The sequence below is a fragment of the Paracholeplasma brassicae genome (assembly GCF_000967915.1).
GTDB classification, from domain to species: Bacteria; Bacillota_I; Bacilli_A; order Acholeplasmatales; family UBA5453; genus Paracholeplasma; species Paracholeplasma brassicae.
Genome location: NC_022549.1, coordinates 1,669,309 through 1,686,159 on the forward strand (window position 1 = coordinate 1,669,309; position 16,851 = coordinate 1,686,159).

General features: G+C 36.8%; 12 protein-coding genes. 1 reads left to right on the plus strand and 11 read right to left on the minus strand.

The annotated features are described in order from the left end of the window. Positions 1-170: 170 nt before the first annotated feature. From BN853_RS07720 to BN853_RS07770, 11 genes are all read right to left on the minus strand, one after another. Entirely contained in the window at positions 171-2,516 is a 2,346-nt protein-coding gene (locus BN853_RS07720) for an EAL domain-containing protein (protein WP_030005385.1), read from the minus strand. Next, a complete protein-coding gene (locus BN853_RS07725; RefSeq protein WP_030005386.1) occupies positions 2,509-4,134 on the minus strand; it encodes a sensor domain-containing diguanylate cyclase in 1,626 nt (541 codons plus the stop codon). The genes BN853_RS07720 and BN853_RS07725 overlap by 8 nt, the downstream gene beginning before the upstream one ends. A 113-nt stretch (positions 4,135-4,247) precedes the next feature. Then, positions 4,248-6,197 carry a hypothetical protein gene (locus BN853_RS07730; protein WP_030005387.1) on the minus strand — a complete coding sequence of 650 codons (1,950 nt, stop codon included), beginning with the start codon at positions 6,195-6,197 and terminating at the stop codon, positions 4,248-4,250. A 216-nt stretch (positions 6,198-6,413) separates the two neighbouring features. Further along, positions 6,414-7,556 carry a formylglycine-generating enzyme family protein gene (locus BN853_RS07735; protein WP_030005388.1) on the minus strand — a complete coding sequence of 381 codons (1,143 nt, stop codon included), beginning with the start codon at positions 7,554-7,556 and terminating at the stop codon, positions 6,414-6,416. Between the two features lie 122 nt (positions 7,557-7,678). Continuing rightward, positions 7,679-8,611 (minus strand): ABC transporter ATP-binding protein, encoded by a 933-nt coding sequence (locus tag BN853_RS07740; protein WP_030005389.1) that lies wholly within the window; start codon positions 8,609-8,611, stop codon positions 7,679-7,681. Next, the gene (locus tag BN853_RS09145) at positions 8,608-10,065 is read right to left on the minus strand and encodes an ATP-binding cassette domain-containing protein (RefSeq protein WP_030005390.1); all 1,458 of its coding nucleotides are present in this window, start codon (positions 10,063-10,065) and stop codon (positions 8,608-8,610) included. Before BN853_RS09145 ends, BN853_RS07740 begins: the two co-directional genes overlap by 4 nt. A gap of 6 nt (positions 10,066-10,071) precedes the next feature. Next, positions 10,072-10,962 (minus strand): ABC transporter permease, encoded by an 891-nt coding sequence (locus BN853_RS07750; protein WP_030005391.1) that lies wholly within the window; start codon positions 10,960-10,962, stop codon positions 10,072-10,074. Between the two features lie 13 nt (positions 10,963-10,975). After that, positions 10,976-11,905 (minus strand): ABC transporter permease, encoded by a 930-nt coding sequence (locus BN853_RS07755; RefSeq protein ID WP_030005392.1) that lies wholly within the window; start codon positions 11,903-11,905, stop codon positions 10,976-10,978. A gap of 68 nt (positions 11,906-11,973) precedes the next feature. Further along, entirely contained in the window at positions 11,974-13,494 is a 1,521-nt protein-coding gene (locus BN853_RS07760; protein WP_030005393.1) for an ABC transporter substrate-binding protein, read from the minus strand. 446 nt (positions 13,495-13,940) lie between these two features. Beyond that, positions 13,941-14,411 (minus strand): hypothetical protein, encoded by a 471-nt coding sequence (locus tag BN853_RS07765; protein WP_030005394.1) that lies wholly within the window; start codon positions 14,409-14,411, stop codon positions 13,941-13,943. 190 nt (positions 14,412-14,601) lie between these two features. Beyond that, complete coding sequence (locus BN853_RS07770; RefSeq protein ID WP_030005395.1) at positions 14,602-14,904, minus strand: hypothetical protein; 303 nt, start codon at positions 14,902-14,904, stop codon at positions 14,602-14,604. A 675-nt stretch (positions 14,905-15,579) separates the two neighbouring features. Here BN853_RS07770 and BN853_RS07780 point away from each other — a divergent pair. After that, positions 15,580-16,839, plus strand: coding sequence for a uracil-xanthine permease family protein (locus tag BN853_RS07780; RefSeq protein ID WP_030005397.1), 1,260 nt, complete (start codon positions 15,580-15,582; stop codon positions 16,837-16,839). The last annotated feature ends 12 nt before the right edge of the window (positions 16,840-16,851 follow it).

Genomic DNA, 16,851 nt, shown 5'->3' on the forward strand with positions numbered 1-16,851 from the left:
TTGAATACCCTTATTTTCCCACACATTGACCTCAAAAGTCAATATTTTAACTTTTTTTAATCATTGTATCGATTATTATGATTATGTTCTCCACCTGTTTTTTTTATCAACAGTGTCGGTTATATATAAAAAAGGAAGTGCAAATACACTTCCCAATTGATTTAAGGAAATTACCCTACCTTTTCAGGTTTGTGATAAAAATAGCCTTGCTGAATGTAAATACCTAAGGCTTTGAACTTATCTGAGATTTCAATCGTCTCTACTTTTTCAATCACAATGTCTTTTTGTCCTTTGTGTGCGATGTCTTTTAATGTTCTAACAATGTCAAGAATCGTTGGTGACTGTATGTTTGTAGCAAATACGCCATCCAGTTTAAGGATGTCAAAAGGGACTTGATCTAGGATCCCTAAAGACGAATACTTAGACCCAAAATCATCGATTGCGATACGAAAGCCATAGCGTTTGAACTTATTGATTGTTTCAATGCATAAATCGGTATTTCGGATAAACGTATTTTCGGATATTTCGATACAAACGTCATCGGTTTTAAGCCCACTTGAAATGGTTTTTTCAAGGACCAGTAATTCAAAATTGGTTTTAAAGAGTGCCGCAGGTGATAAGTTTAAATTTAAAATCGCCTTTGGGTAGTCTTTTTTTAGATACCGACTAAATTTCTTGATGGCAAGTTGTACTAAGTAGTCTTCAAGATAATCAATCAAATTGGATTTGGATGCCAACTCAAAAAACTCGTCAGGTGAGACAAACCCAAGCTCTGGATCAATCCATCTTGCGAGCGCTTCAATGTATCTCACCTCATTTGTTCTAGTATCAACGATTTTCTGATAATACACATCAATTTGTTTGTTCTCGATTGCTTGATATAGCTTACTTGCCATGTTGATGTTTTTCTTTAACGCAAACCCGTGGGATTCTTCGTATTTCACAATCACGTTATGTTCACTTTGAGATGCCTCATTATTGGCGACCGCTGCTTGTGTGATTAGTTCAAACAAATTGACTGGTTCTTGGCTGATTCTAGAAAAACCAATGTTTTGTTTGACGTTTATCTCTGTGTCGATGATGTGATATTTTTTGTAGACCGAACGATTCGCGTGATCAATCACATCAAAAATGAGTTCTTCTTTTGGTTCGAGTAAAACTAAGATGAAGTGATGATAGCTGATGTTTGCTACGATAAACCCTTCTTTTTTGTAGATTAAAAATTCTTTTCCAATTTCTTGAATGAGTTTATCAATAAACTGGATGCCATAAAAGGCTTTAATTGAATTGATTTTTGAAATGCTTGCGTAAAAACAAACCGCGTCTTTCACTGGTTTTAGTTTCGAGATGTGTTCTTCAAGTCCTTGTTGATTGTAAAACGCATTCAGTGTATTGTGTGTCGCTAAATACGCTAAACGATCGTTTAAGGCTTTAAGCTCTGTGACGTCTTGATAGATCACCACCATGTGATCATTAAATGAGGGATAGGCCGTAATCATGCAATAACGACCGTTTCTTGTAATTCGTCTTTCAAACGATACGGGTTTATTGGTTTTTCTTGCGTCTAAATAGATTTCAATGCGGTCTAGGTAGTCATTAGGAATTAAGTCCTTTGCCGTTTTTTCAAGTAACTCCTTTTTCGAAACCGAGACGACATCAACAAAATACTCATTAATATAGATGTGCTTATAATCGACGATTTTGTCGCCTTCATAGATGAATTCAATCTCAATCACACCAACTTTAAGGTTTTTTAACAATTCCATCCGTAGGTGATTTTCTTCGTACATCGTTTTTTCTAAACTTTCAAAATCGGTATAATCAAAGGCCAAAATGACGTGTGTGAAATCAACCAAATAAGAGCCCTTGATTTGCATCGTCAATTCGATTTTTTGCTCAAATAGTCTTATATGAAACACGTCATTATTTAAAAAAGCCTTTTGTTTGATTGCTTCATCAAATCTCAAGTGCTCTTCTTCAACTACCCAATTTCTAAACTCATCTAAATCAATCGAAATCGTTTGTTTTAACAAACAATAAGCCTCTTTCAAGAACTCAGAAAATTCCATTTCTACCAGACGCTTTTTATAGTCAATCCGTATTAAAATCGACTGATTATAGTCAAATGCCGCTTTTCTAAGACTTTGATTTTTCTGATAGTTTTCATTCTCAAAGTAGACTAAGTAGCCCAATAAAACGTAATTGACCCCAAAAATAAAATGAATGATGAGGTGCATTATATCATTTGATTTAAACCATTCATGAAGCGTGGTTAATTCACTTATTAATTGAAATAAAACAATTAGTGAAACTAACCCTGTGATTACTTTAACCCTTAGCCCTTTATCTAAGAAATCTCTAAACAATAGAAATATCATCAACAATAAAACACCAGTGAGTAAAAATGCTGGGGTGTTGTCGTGAATAAAAGGATTAAAATACATCAGTAGATAGCTACTTGAATAAAGAAGCGAAATGCCAAGAAAGATTAAACGACGGTTCGTTAGTTTACTCATGTTTAAACCCTCCGACTTCTAGATAAACTCGCTTTTTATCTTCATACATTCTTAAATCACTTTCTTTAATTACTGTGTAAATATCCGTTGTTGGTTTTTCTTCAATGTAATACCCGATGGCAAGCGCCAATAATGAGCCCTGTTTTCGATTGGTGATTTGTTTGGTTTTAAATTGATTAACCTTTGATTCGATGATGTCTTTGCTCGTATTTTTCATGATGATCACAAACTCATCGCCACCGGTTCTAAAACAAATACCATCACTAAAGAACTCGCGAATGAGACTCGAAGCTTCCTTAATCAAAAGGTCACCCCTTACATGACCAAAGACGTCATTGACTTCTTTTAGGTAGTTTAGATCACAAGATAGCACCCCTAGTGGGTAACTTGAATCGATGACTAACTCCGGTGTGATTTTTTCAAAATAATGACGATTATAAAAACCGGTGAGCTGGTCGTGATAACTCAAGTACTCCACCTGTTTTAAGTGGTTATAATGATGGGTTACGTCTCTTGCTGAGGCATATATCTTTCCATCATAGGCGTACGTACGCCACTCTAAATACTTATAGGACCCATTCTTACAAACGTAGCGATTAATGAAATTTGAAATGCGTTCGTTATCAAATATGACTTCACGGTTCGTCTTTTTGGTGCGTTCTAGATCCTCAGGATGGACAAATTCAAAATAGGATTTGCTCATCAATTCTTCTTTTGAAAACCCTAGTGTTTTTTCCCAGGTGTCATTTAATTTGATAAAGTAGCCTTCCTTATTCGCAATCGCAAGTAAATCTAGACTCACATCAAAAAACGTTTCATTTTCTTTTCTTGACTCCAATAGTTCATGGTAAGTATCCACTAACTTTGAAACATCCCTTAAGATACCAGCGTAGCCAACGGGTTGATCATCCTCATAAATGGTTGTTGCTGAGGTCTCAAAATACCGCCACTGCCCTTTGTTTGTGATTAAACGAAATGAGCTAATTTCATGATGCTTGTTGGAATCCTTAATAATTTCAAAAAATGTGTTAATCTTTGGTAAGTCACTTGGGTGCACATAACCTTTAAAGGCGGTACCCATGCCTTCATTTAGAGAAAAGCCAAGTCGTTGTTCAAAAGCTTTCGATAAATAGGTAAAGTTACCATTTAATGATAGCCTGTAAATGACATCTTTTGTGTTGTTAATAATCTCGTTTAGATTTTTTTCATTTTCTTCTTTGACTTGATGTTCAATTTTTGAGTCATTAATGTCAATGTGTGCCCCAATCACAATTAGAGGTTTGCCTAAGTCATCTTTTTTGATGACTTTTCCCATATCTAGAACCCAAATCAACTGGCCATTTTTATGTTTAATTCGTACTTCTACTTTGTAAAAAGGCGTCTTACCTGAAAGTAAATCATCAACGGCCATTTTGGCTTTATCTTGGTCTTTTTCGTAGACAAAATCAAACCACGTATCCACGGTAATAGGTTCTAATGTCTTTCGATCATACCCAATCATCTCTAACCAGCGATCGTTAATGGTTAACTCATTGGTTTTGATATTCCAAATCCAAGTTGCAGCACCCATCGCTTCTGTGATTAATTTTTCATATGCTAAATTATCTATGTCCTGCATCTGATCACCTCATGACTTCTAATACTTTATTTTACCACGAATGAAAACAGATTGATTTCTAAATGATTATCCGATAAAAAAAAATAGCCATGATTAGTGGCTACTTTAAACGATTAATGCTCGATGTTCTTCTTGAAAACTAAAAAACTAGATAGACCAAATAACAACACATAAATAACCGTCATCAATGTTAAAATAAACAAATAAATATAGGCATTGATTAAGAAGAAAAAGCCAAACCTCACATAAAAATAAATCGCTAGTAGTCCGTTTGAAACTAGAAAGGAAAATAATACCCTACTTCGGTTTTGATTAATGTAGTTTCTAAGTGACTCAATGTAGTTTTGACCTTTTACTTGTTTAAACCGCTTGTTGGTATATAGATACAAGTAAATCATATATAAAAATACCACCATCAACAAGATCACTAAGTTATTTAAAACAGACGTTTGATAGTCTTGTTTAATGCCTTCTAAGTACTGACGGTGACTATGGACACTCGTGGCTTTATCTATGCCTACGATCTCAATAATTTGATCCAAATCAGAAGCTGATACCGGTTTTTCAAACGTTAGCTTCATTAAACTGATGTCACTTTTTGACCCAATCAGATTTTCGTAGTCGCTAATAAAAATGTAGGCTTGACTAAAATCAATCTGAGCTTCAATGTTGTTATGACCTCTAGTCTTGAGGTACTCAATCACATGAAGTCGTTCGTTTGTTTCTCTGATGACTTTATAGACATTAAATAAGACGATTTTGCCTTCGATCCATAGTTCAACGGTTTTACCAACCGCATTTTTTTGATTGAATAACTTGATTGCAGCCGTTTCATCGATGATGATTGGATTTGTTGGATTCACATTTTTTGACTCATAAAGAACCTGTGTTTCTTGAACGTTATAATAATAGTCATGAACACCCGTTTTATAAATCACACCTGAATCAAAGTAGTTATCAGATACGACATTTAGATTGATGCCATTTCCGATGCCATCGACGTTTTGGTCTATATAAGAGACTTCATACGAGTCACTAAGACTAAGTGTGCTTTGATGCTCAAAAAACGCGTACCGATCTAGAATAATGATGTTGTCTTCTAACCCTTTGATGTCATCGAGTTTTTCTTGTTGAGTTAACGTGATTGAGACAAACGTATACATCATAAGTATGCCGATTAGCGCGGTAACGATTAAAAATACCGCTTCAAACTTAAACCCCTTGATGAATGCTAAAAATCGTTTAAGTTCAGCGACAAACCGCTTTTTATTGAATAGCAACTCTGTTTTTTTTGTATCAAACAAGCCAAACGAGTAGGTAATCACACTTAAGGCAAATACCCCAATAAAAAACAACAGTTGATAGACCCAAAGCGGTTCGTAAAACACATGAATCACACCCACAAGTGAACTGTAGTTAATTTTGATCATGGTCTCAATTAAGAAATAAAACCCTAATAAGAATACCCCTTGAACAAACGACCCTAACTCGTCAGTAAACGTTTGTTTATCCCGATGCCTAACTAGCATTCGAGCCACTAAATAAATCAGACCGATAATAACAGCTAGTATCACCAAACTCGTATTTAAATAGTGCTGATGATCGAAAAACATATGATCATAATTGTGGCGCATGCTAAGCATCACAACTAAAAATATCACATAAACCAAGTTAACGGCCTTTGTGATTAAAGCATAAAGTGTGTAGGTAACCATTAAAAGCACATAAAGATAAATCATGAACGCATAAGGCGTAAAAGAGAAACTTAACTGATAAAAACCAACCGATACTAAAAAGAGTAGTTTAACGGGTTTACTGATGCGTTTCGTTCGAATTATACCTAAAATCAAATCAATTAAGTCAAAACTCAATAATAGCCCAACAATAAAACTGATATAGCCATAGTTAATGAATGCTTTCGCACGTTCTTCAATAAAATAGGCGGATAACTCGCCTAATAGATTATCCTCTAGGTGCACGTGTCCTAAAAAGTAATAGCCAAGAAAAAAAAGAATGATACCTAAAACATAAGACAAGCGAAACCACTTTAATTTCTTTTTCATTTAATCACCCAATTCCTCTACGTAATTCCATTATAGCACTAACAAATAATATTTATCATCTTCTTTTCATAAAATAGCTTATCCTGATTAGTTTATTTGTTTTCTAACTGGGTAAGTTACAAGAAGTCTTTGAAACACCGATAAATATAAAGAACCTCAATCACAAGACCAATACCTTGAACGGCCGTTTGATTGAGGCATTAATCCTTATATTTTTTAATTTGTTCTTGCTAAACGAAACCCAAGGTCTTCCATGCGAGTGATTGAATCAAGTGAAAAACTAATGCCTGTCACAGCGTCTTTTCGTAGCGTTGTGTAAGAACCGCCTCTAGTTACCGTCATAAACGAATCAGAATAACTGGTTGTTGTGATTGTCCACTCTCGAACGTTACCGCTCATATCAAAGAAACCCATGTGGTTGGCTTGTTTTAAACCCACGTTCATTGTTTTTGGTTGATCTGGGTATGCCCCGCCATAAATCCAAGCAATCAAATGGTGCTCACTAAAATCAGACGAACTCATGCTTGCCCCACTTAAAAAGTCAGATGGGATGTAGTAATTACCGGCCACATTGATGGTGTAGGTCTGTTCCGCAGGGACTCTTCTAGCCGCAAATTCCCATTCATTAGAGGTTGGCAAACGAAAGCCACCTTGATCATCAATGATTAAACCTTTAAGTGTATTGACGTAATCATCGACTTTCTTTAACACGTTAAACGACTCATCGTAATAGACTGGGACTAACCCCATCATTTCGGAGTAAGCATTTGAAAAAAGAATGGCATCGATTAGATTCACTTCGACCACTGGTTCATATAAACGGACTTTATCGTTTGAGCCAAACACATAAGAACCCGCCTTGCCTTTTTGAAAATCATAACCATTTGCCTTTGCGTATTCGTATACTTCAAAGTATAAGCCTGCAGTCACCTCAGACATACCAAGTTCATAACCGCCATCTATGGTTGCTTGACCATAACTTCCCGTTGGCATTGTGTAAGTATTTCCTTCGGACACAGGTTTAAAAGCGTAGTTTTGAATGTATCTTGGATAAACATCGATGTTTGACTTTGAGGTTAATAGCGATTGGCTATCTTTGTCAAATGGTTGTTGGTAACGATTAGAAATATACCAGCCGACAAACGAATGACCTTCTTTTTCGAGTGGTTCTGGTACCATGATTTTAGCATCAAGTTCTAAATCCACTGTAATTGTTGACTGATCGATTTGATGAAAATTCAACTGGTAAATGATTGGTTCTTCATCCTTTGGATCTTTATTCTCATTTGGTGTTTTATCGTAACACGCACTAAGTAGTCCTAAACATAAAACAAGCAATAATAACGTTACTTTTTTCATTTCTACCTCCTGAAATTGATACTCTATAACAATATTTTACCTGTTTTTATAACTATTGTAAATAAATTCATTCTAAGTAAAAAAAGAAACTTCAACGATGAAGTTTTCTTTAAATTTTGAGCTTATTTGATGTGACAACTAACAAAATGATTTGGTTCAACCTCTAGGAATGACTCATCTGCAATTCCTAAGGTCTTATAGCGATCAAAATCAAACACGTCATTTTCTTTTTCATACAAATCGAGGGATTTATGTGAACTGTTTCGTTCAAGATCAGTTTTTAAAAACGCCGCTAAGAGTTTTTTTGTATAGGGATGATAAGGATTTTTGAAAATCCGGTCGACCGGTGCTTTTTCAACAATCCTCCCCCCATGCATAACAATCACGTCATCGACCATCTTCGATACCACACCTAAATCATGGGTAATAAATAAGATTGAGGTTTTGTATTTCGCCTTAAGTTCATTCATCAATTTAAGGATTTCTGCTTGAATGATGACATCAAGTGCGGTCGTCGGTTCATCGGCAATTAAAAGCTTCGGATTGCAAGAAAGCGCCATCGCAATCATGACACGCTGGCTCATCCCGCCTGAGAGTTGATGCGGATAGGCTTTCATGACCCGTTGTGGGTTCTGGATTTTTACAACATTTAACATCTCATAAGCCTTACTTACGGCCTCTTTTTTTGTCAATTTTTGATGTAAAATCAACACTTCTGTTAACTGTTTTTCAACCGTCAATACTGGGTTTAAACTAGAAATCGGTTCTTGGAAAATCACCGAAATTTCATTACCTCTGATTTTTTCTAACTCTTTATCACTCATTAAAGACAACACTTGATTATTAAACGTAATCGTGCCTTCATGTATTTTTTGGTTGGCTTGAAATAATTTGATAATTGACATGGCCGTTTGGCTTTTTCCACTACCTGATTCACCAACTATCCCTAAGGTTTTTCCTTCTTCAAGTGTAAACGATATACCGTTAACCGCTTTAACAAGCCCATTTCTAGTGTCAAAGTACGTGTGTAGGTTTTCTACTTTTAGTAAACTCATAAGAGACCACCTTCGTCTTTCTCTTGTTTTAACTTACAGGAAACAAAATGCCCTTTTGATACCTCATACCAGTTTGGATCTGCTTCTCCTGTCTTGTGATAATGAAACTCGTAGTCACTTGTCTCATAAGTGATTTCGTGGATTGTTTGTTTGAATGTTTCGTCCTCGTAAGCCGGTATCGCATTTAGTAATTGTTTGGTGTATGGGTGTTTCGGATTCTTAAAAATCTCCTCAGCACTTGCGAGCTCAACTAATGAGCCAAAATACATCACACCGATACGGTCTGAAATAAATCTAACTACACCTAAATCATGTGTAATAAACAAGTAAGTTAAGTTATCGGTTTTCTTTAAGTCTTCTAACAAATTGATGATTTGAGATTGAATCGAAACGTCAAGTGCCGATACGGCCTCATCACAAACCACAAATTTCGGTTTTAATGCTAACGCTCTTGCAATCCCAATCCGCTGTCTTTGACCACCTGAAAACTGGTGTGGGTAACGGTTCTTATATGCCTCATCTAACCCACACTTCTTCATGATATCTTCGACATAATTGTTGTAGGCTTCACTGTTCTTTCGTTTAAAAAACTTATGAATTAATAGACCTTCACCAATGATGTCTTTAACTTTACTTCTAGGATCAAGTGACGAATAAGGGTCTTGAAAAATGATTTGCAAATCCTTCTTTAAATACCTAATTTCTTTTTTAGTTAGTGCACTTAAATCGATGCCTTGATCTTTAAACGATTCATATTTGATGAATTTCGGATCATTTTTTAATGTTACTTTAATGGATTCGACTTTTTCTTTAATCGTTTTAACGTCCGCCTCTTTTTCGTTGATTTGCTCTTCTAGTTTTTTTAGAAGCACACCACTATCTAAGTGCCTCATTTTTAACTTGGTTTCTTCAAAATCGTATTTTTGTTTGAGTACTGATAGTTCTTTTAATGCCTTATATTCGTCTAATAAAATACGACTGATTTCTTCTAAATCATGATAGGCCGCGAGGCCGCCAATTAAACGAAACGTATTATAATATTTATTTTCAAACTCAATTTTAGACAATCGGTACAGTTCGCTAGAAGCCTCATCGACTCTATTTTGTTTGAGTATGTTTAGTGCCTTAAAGTCTTTGTCGTAACTTTTAGAAACTTTTACAAGGCTTTGATAGACTTTCTTGACGTATTTAGGCATGAAATTATCAATCGTTTCCCCGTAGTAAAGACTAGAACCACCCGTTTGTTTTTGAAGTTGGATGATTGTTCGACCCAAGGTCGATTTACCACACCCAGATTCGCCAACTATCCCAAGTGTTTCGCCTTCATAAATATCAATTGAGACATTTTTATTGGCTTTGACGTAGTCTTGTTTGACTTGAAACGGGTGTTTCTTTTTAATTGGAAAGTATTTTTGTAAGTGTTTGATACTTAAGAGTACTCGTTCATTGTTCATAAAAAATTACCTCTCTCTCATCTTTGGATCAAGCGCGTCTCTAATGCCGTCACCAAGCATGTTAAAAGCAAGTATTGAAAACATAATCGCAAGACCTGGGTAAATCGTTAAATACGTATGGGTTCTAATGTAGGCTCTACCTGAGGAAAGCATTAAACCCCATTCCGCAACGGAGGATTCAAGTCCTAGTCCGATAAACCCTAAGCCTGCCGCCGATAAGATGGCTGATGCGATTCCAAGACTCGATTGCACAATAATTGCCGATAACGTATTTGGAATAATGTGGCTTACAATAATTCTTAAATTTGATGAGCCCAGGGCGTGCGACGCTTCAATGAATTGTTTTTCCGACAAAGCTAAGACGTTTGAACGAATGATCCTTGCGAAGATTGGAATATTACCAATGGCAATCGCAACAATCATATTAAACATACCAGCCCCGAAAGACGCAACAATCGCAATGGCTAGTAAAATCGATGGAATCGATAATAAAACGTCTGAAACCCTCATAATGACCACATCAAGTAAGCCCTTATAATAGCCCGCTAAAACGCCTAATAATCCGCCAATCACAAGTGAAATTGAGACGGCAGATAGCCCAATGGTAAGTGAGGTTCTAGCCCCATAAACCACCCTTGAAAACACATCTCTTCCTAAATGATCCGTCCCAAATAGATGATCTAAACTAGGCTTAGCAAGCGCATTTGAAAGGTTTTGTTCTTTCATCCCAAACGGTGCGATAAAATCGGCGAATAACGCCATAATGATAACCAAAACGAGAAACCCAAACCCAACTAAAAAACGTTTATTTTCTTTAAGTGACATCAATACCTCTTGAAAAGGTGTTTTTGGTAAGCGACTTAGATTTTCAATAACTTCATTTCTTTTTTTAAACATCGTCTTACCCCCTTTACTTGTACTGTGCACGAATGCGTGGATCGATGTAGGCATATAAGATATCAACAATCAAGTTGACCACAGTAAACACAAACGCAACAAATAACACACTGCCTTGAACCATCATAATGTCTCTTTGTCTAATGGCATTAACCATTAATACCCCAAGACCATTAATGCTAAAGATGGATTCGGTTAATACCGCTCCACCTAAAAGTGCACCAAATTGTAAGCCAATGACTGTAACGACAGGAATTAAGGCGTTTTTTAATGCGTGACGATAAACAACTTTATTGGATGATAACCCCTTGGCGTAAGCCGTTCTAATGTAGTCTTGATTGAGTGCGTCAATCATTGAAGATCTTGTGATCCGGGCGATTGAGCCTATCGAGGAACTCGATAAGGCAATCACCGGTAAGACCATTTGTCTAGGTGTATCAAAGCCACTTGATGGAAACCAACCAAGGGTCAAAGAGAAAATGATAATTAAGATTAACGATTGCCAAAACGTCGGCATTGACACCCCAAACAACGACACCACCATGGTTGTATTGTCTACCGCTTTGTTTGGCTTTCTAGAAGCCATAACGCCCATTGGTATGCCAATGAGTGTCGCAAAGACAATACTGAGACTTGCTAAAATAATGGTATTTGGTAGACGGATAAGTATTTCTTTTAACACCTCTCGGTTATTTAAATACGAACGTCCCAAATCAAACCTTAGAAACACATCACTTGCGTATCTAGCATATTGAACAATAAACGGGTCATTCAACCCCATTTCAAGTCTTAGTGCCGCTAATGCCTCAGGTGAAGCATTCTCACCTAAAATCATCACTGCCGCATCGGCAGGCGATAAAAACATAATGGTAAACACAATAAACGACACACCGATGAGAATCGGGATTAACCAAATCACACGTTTAATGATGTATTTGTACATAAACTCACCTTCATTTTTTTTAAAAAAGAATGGGTCGTTTTTGGCTTCCCATTCTTTTTCCTATTTTGTTATTTCTTTGATACACCAGCTAAGAAATAGCTTCCCATTGGGTGGTGTTTAAATCCAGTAACGACATTACGATACGCCGATACGTTTTCTCTGGTTTGTAAGAATACCCAAGGCAGCTCATCGTGGATAATCGCTTGTGCGGCTTCATAAGCTGCTTTTCTTACAGCTTGATCCGAAGTATTTCTACCCGTTTCTAAATAGCCATCAACTTCACTGTTGCTATAGAACACACGGTTACCACCAGATGGGGTCGATTGTGAATGGAATAATGGGTATAGTCCGTAATCCGCATCCGCTGTAACCGTTGTCCAACCAAGTAAGAATAAATCCGCTTGAGTGGTTTCTTTTGGTTTAGCGGTTTCTGCTAAGAATGCGCCCCACTCCATTTGATTAATCACAACCGTGATATTAAGTTTCTTCAATTGTTCTTGGACAACTTGTGCCACACTAATACGTTCAGCGCTGTTATCACCAACATACAGACGTAGTGTGAAACCACCCGTTGGCCATGCCGATTTGCCTAAGAATTCTTCTGCTAAATCTGCATCATAAGCGTATGGAGATAGGCTTGAATTATACCCGAACACCGAACTGTTGATTGGACCACTCATTTGAGTACCAACGTTTTGATAGACCGCCTTAACAATGGCATCGACATCAATGATGTGTGCAATCGCTTTTCTAACGTTAATGTCTTTTAAATAATCATTGCTTGCTTGGTTTAATCCTAAGTATTCTGCACCAAGGTTTGGTGTGTTGACTAAGGTTAATTTATCATTTGCGCGAACACTAGCGGTGTCTGCTGGTGAAATATCATAGGCAATATCGATCTCTCCGTTTTCTAAACCAATCAAACGAACGCTTGATTCTCTGATGGTTCTAAACTCGATTTTAGCCATTAATGCTTTTTGGCCCCAATAAGCGTCATTTCTCTCTAAAACAACTTTCTCACCAGATACCCAACTAACGAATTTAAATGGACCTGTCCCTACCGCACTCGTTGTGCCATAGTCTTCGCCTGCCGCTTCAACCGCTTTTTGATTTAATATAGCCGTTGCAGGGTGTGCAAGGTGTGTGATGAATGGGCCAAATGGGGTTTTCGTTCCAATTCGAATCACATACTCACTTACCACTTCGATTTTCTCAGGATCGACTGAACCGACGATGTGCGCAATCGTTGAGGAGGTCAACGCACGTCTCATTGTGTATTCAACATCTGCTGCCGTGAATTTCTCTCCATTATGGAAGTAGACATCATCTCTTAAAACGAACTCATACGTGTTATTTCCAACCTCAGTCCATGATTTAGCAAGTCCAGGTCTTAAGACAAGTTCTTCGTCTTGATGGACAAGTGTTTCATAGATTTGTCTAGCGACTCTTGTTGTCGCTTGGTCATTGGTTGCTTGAATATCAAACGTAATTGGGTCAGCGCCATTGGCGACGACTAATGTATCCGATGCACTAGCGCTTGATCCACAAGCAACTAAGCCAAATGTACTAAATAATGCTAGTAAAAGCACTAAAACTTTCTTTTTCTCATCAGTATCTCTCCTTTGTGATGATATTTTGTGTTCTATTATGCTTGATATTTTCGCTTGTGTCAATCTTTTTTCAACATTGATTGAAATGAAAACGATTTCATATCGAATTAGATACTTTGAATGACAAATAATTGAAAAAAGGCAATTTTCTCATGTTTAAAATTTCAATAATGATTTCAAACACCTTGTTTTACCATACAACTATGTTGTAAGAAAAACACATGAACCAGCTACGGTTCGTGTGTCCTTTATTAATGATATTTCTATTCTGTTGTTATGACTTGTTGTGTGTGTGATAGACAAGCATTTCAAAATCGAACGCTAGTTGATTCGTTCTTAAGTAAGTAAACCCGGATACCCTCACTTGTGTCCCTATCCATGATTCGTATTGTTGATAGTAAAGTGCCTCATCACTTGGTTTCTTGCTACTGGGGTGATACTATCACCTCAAAGCGGTGTGTACCTAAGCTTTGATTGGTTCTTCCGGTAACCCTTAATACGTCTGAGATGTAGCCGGAGGTTCCATAGTCATTGTAGGCTTGATACGTTTGGTAATCCAACTCAATATCAATGACCCCTGTGTCATCTTTTAAGATTAGGTTGTAGAAATTAGTCTTACTAGAATCAATAACCCCAATCACGCTTGCCTCAACGGTTACCATCTCTGTGGTTAACAGCGCCTCACTAATTGAGGTAATCACAAGTTCATAAACAGGCGTAATCGTCCTCATAAGTAAGACTTCCTTTTGAAGTTCACCAATAAGAATGGTTGCTTTTACTTCAATCAAGGTTTCTTCTGTGACAAGATTAATCCACTTGTTCTCAAAATCAATGACGTCTTGTTCATTTAAGGCTTCATAGGAAACGAGCGCATCCATAAATAAACTTTGTGCCATTTGAAGTGCTAATGGTTGGTCACTTTCTGTTAGTTGTTGATAGTTCTCTAAAATAAAGGCTTCAATTAAATCGACTTTTTCTTGTCACAATAAAATAATGACGTTTTTGTCATCTTTTTTCAAAATGCCTCAGAAAGTCAAAAAAAACAACGAAAATGCGCTGTTTTTTCAAAATTACTTCAGATTTTACTTAAAAATGATTCAACGCTTCACCCAGCGCTTTTACCAAATATAAAATGTATGACGTAAAAACCGCCATCGGTATCAAGATGACTAAATATCTAACGACAAGTCTAAATAACCGATTTTTGATAAAAACAGCCAGATAATAAATGCTGAGTAAAACAAATAGCGTAAGAAAAAGCACGTAAAATACCTCTTCTAAAACATAAGGTAAATCTTCTATAAATGTTGAAATTAACAGGTGATACATCGTCATCAGAAATGAGACTAAGTAGATTACCTCTAAGATTTTGATTCGTTTATCAATCATACGACTACCTCCAGTATTTTTGAAAATTAATTAGCTTAAACCTTAATAAAACTAGAAGCAGAAAAAACGCACCCAACAAATAGATAACTAAAATCCCCGGGGCATCACTTTGATCAGCTAGCACATACACCATAGGACTTGAGACTAAATATAGTCCTAACAATATAGCACTGCCTATCTGAACGTTTCTTAAGCGTGCCGACGTCTTTTGACTTCTTAGTGTCAACAATTGATTTAATAAATACATCACCGATAGCATAAACACAGACAGAAGAAAAAAAAGCGGGTATAAAATACGTCCATAAGGCCTGTTTACTGGATTATTGATTAGAAAGATTACTAGTACTATCAAAAAAATAGCCAATCCCATTTGTAAAATTCGTGCTAACCAGACAATTCGTTTTTCATTTAACACCTTATCATCTCCATACTAATTATACCACAATAATTTTATGAATAAAAAGAATGAATCACTCAAAACAACGAATTGTAAAAAAACAAAATTAGTTCTTGTCTTTTTAAAATCCTATGTTATACTATTTGTAGTTAAGGTCCTTTAAGTTGTGCCCGTGAGCATGATAAGGTGATGTTTTTTTATACCTAGATCAATTTAAAGGACACCACTGGTGTCTTTTTTTGTTAAAGGCCTTTTACAAAAGAAAAGGAGAAAACACAATGCAAGAAAAAGAATTGATTGTTGGAATTGATCAAAAACCAACGAGTATTGGGTCTTGGGTCATCCTAAGCCTTCAGCACGTATTTGCCATGTTTGGCGCAACCATCTTAGTCCCACTTCTAACAGGACTTGATGTCGGGGTGGCACTAGTCGCTTCTGGGATTGGAACCATCACTTATTTGTTATGTACAAAAAGAAAAGTCCCTGTTTACTTAGGTAGTTCCTTCGCCTACATTGGCGCAATACAGTTAGCAACCGCAAACGCTGGGGTTGATTCAGCCTACCTAGGCTTGATGGCGGTTGGTCTCATTTATATTTTATTCGCTTCCATCATTAAAATTTTTGGTAGTGGCTGGTTACGAAAACTCTTACCACCAATTGTGGTCGGACCGATGATTATGATCATTGGATTAACGCTCGCACCTGAGGCAATCAAGAGCGCAGGTCTTAATGGAGATTCTGGGTATGAAGTACCTGTTGTGGCACTCATCACGTTTTTATCCGTTGTGATTATCTCAACCAAAGCCAAAGGTATGTTAAAGATTGTGCCATTTATTGTTTCAATCTTTATTGGTTACGCAGCCGCGATGATTTTCGGTATCGTTGACTACAGCGTCTTTGAAACTGTTTCATTCTTTCAACTACCAAAGTTTAGTTTCATCGGTACTTATGATTTTGATTTCTCTCAAATTCTAATGTTTGCACCACTTGCATTTGTTACCATTGCCGAACACATCGGTGATCACGTGGTCTTAGGTGAAATCACTAATAAAGATTTCCTAACCGATCCAGGACTTGATAAAACCCTACTTGGTGATGGACTTGCGACATTCATTTCTGCTTCAATTGGTGGACCTGCCAATACCACTTACGGTGAAAACACCGGTGTCATCGCGATTACTCGCGTTGGTTCGGTTTACGTCATTGGTCTTGCCGCACTCTTTGCCATATCCCTTGGCTTCTTCGGTTACATCCAAGCCTTTATTACAAGTATTCCATGGGCAGTCATTGGCGGGATGACCATCATCTTGTATGGGTTAATCGCAGCCAATGGTGTCAAAATATTAATTAAAGACCGTACTGACCTATCAAACATGAGAAACTTAGTCATTGTTTCAACGATGCTAGTCATCGGTCTAGGTGGTGCAGTCTTACCTATTACAAGCACAATCCAATTAACCGGCATGAGCTTAGCGATGTTGGTTGGTATTCTTTTAAATCAATTCATCAAACTTTTAGATTACCTCATCAAACCATAAATAATAAAGCCA

What these genes read in the sequence shown, in the direction of transcription:
- BN853_RS07720 (WP_030005385.1), bottom strand. Translation starts at nt 2,516, where the DNA reads ATGAGTAAACTAACGAACCGTCGTTTAATCTTTCTTGGCATTTCGCTT.
- BN853_RS07725 (WP_030005386.1), bottom strand. Translation starts at nt 4,134, where the DNA reads ATGCAGGACATAGATAATTTAGCATATGAAAAATTAATCACAGAAGCG.
- BN853_RS07730 (WP_030005387.1), bottom strand. Translation starts at nt 6,197, where the DNA reads ATGAAAAAGAAATTAAAGTGGTTTCGCTTGTCTTATGTTTTAGGTATC.
- BN853_RS07735 (WP_030005388.1), bottom strand. Translation starts at nt 7,556, where the DNA reads ATGAAAAAAGTAACGTTATTATTGCTTGTTTTATGTTTAGGACTACTT.
- BN853_RS07740 (WP_030005389.1), bottom strand. Translation starts at nt 8,611, where the DNA reads ATGAGTTTACTAAAAGTAGAAAACCTACACACGTACTTTGACACTAGA.
- BN853_RS09145 (WP_030005390.1), bottom strand. Translation starts at nt 10,065, where the DNA reads ATGAACAATGAACGAGTACTCTTAAGTATCAAACACTTACAAAAATAC.
- BN853_RS07750 (WP_030005391.1), bottom strand. Translation starts at nt 10,962, where the DNA reads ATGTTTAAAAAAAGAAATGAAGTTATTGAAAATCTAAGTCGCTTACCA.
- BN853_RS07755 (WP_030005392.1), bottom strand. Translation starts at nt 11,905, where the DNA reads ATGTACAAATACATCATTAAACGTGTGATTTGGTTAATCCCGATTCTC.
- BN853_RS07765 (WP_030005394.1), bottom strand. Translation starts at nt 14,411, where the DNA reads ATGGCACAAAGTTTATTTATGGATGCGCTCGTTTCCTATGAAGCCTTA.
- BN853_RS07770 (WP_030005395.1), bottom strand. Translation starts at nt 14,904, where the DNA reads ATGATTGATAAACGAATCAAAATCTTAGAGGTAATCTACTTAGTCTCA.
- BN853_RS07780 (WP_030005397.1), top strand. Translation starts at nt 15,580, where the DNA reads ATGCAAGAAAAAGAATTGATTGTTGGAATTGATCAAAAACCAACGAGT.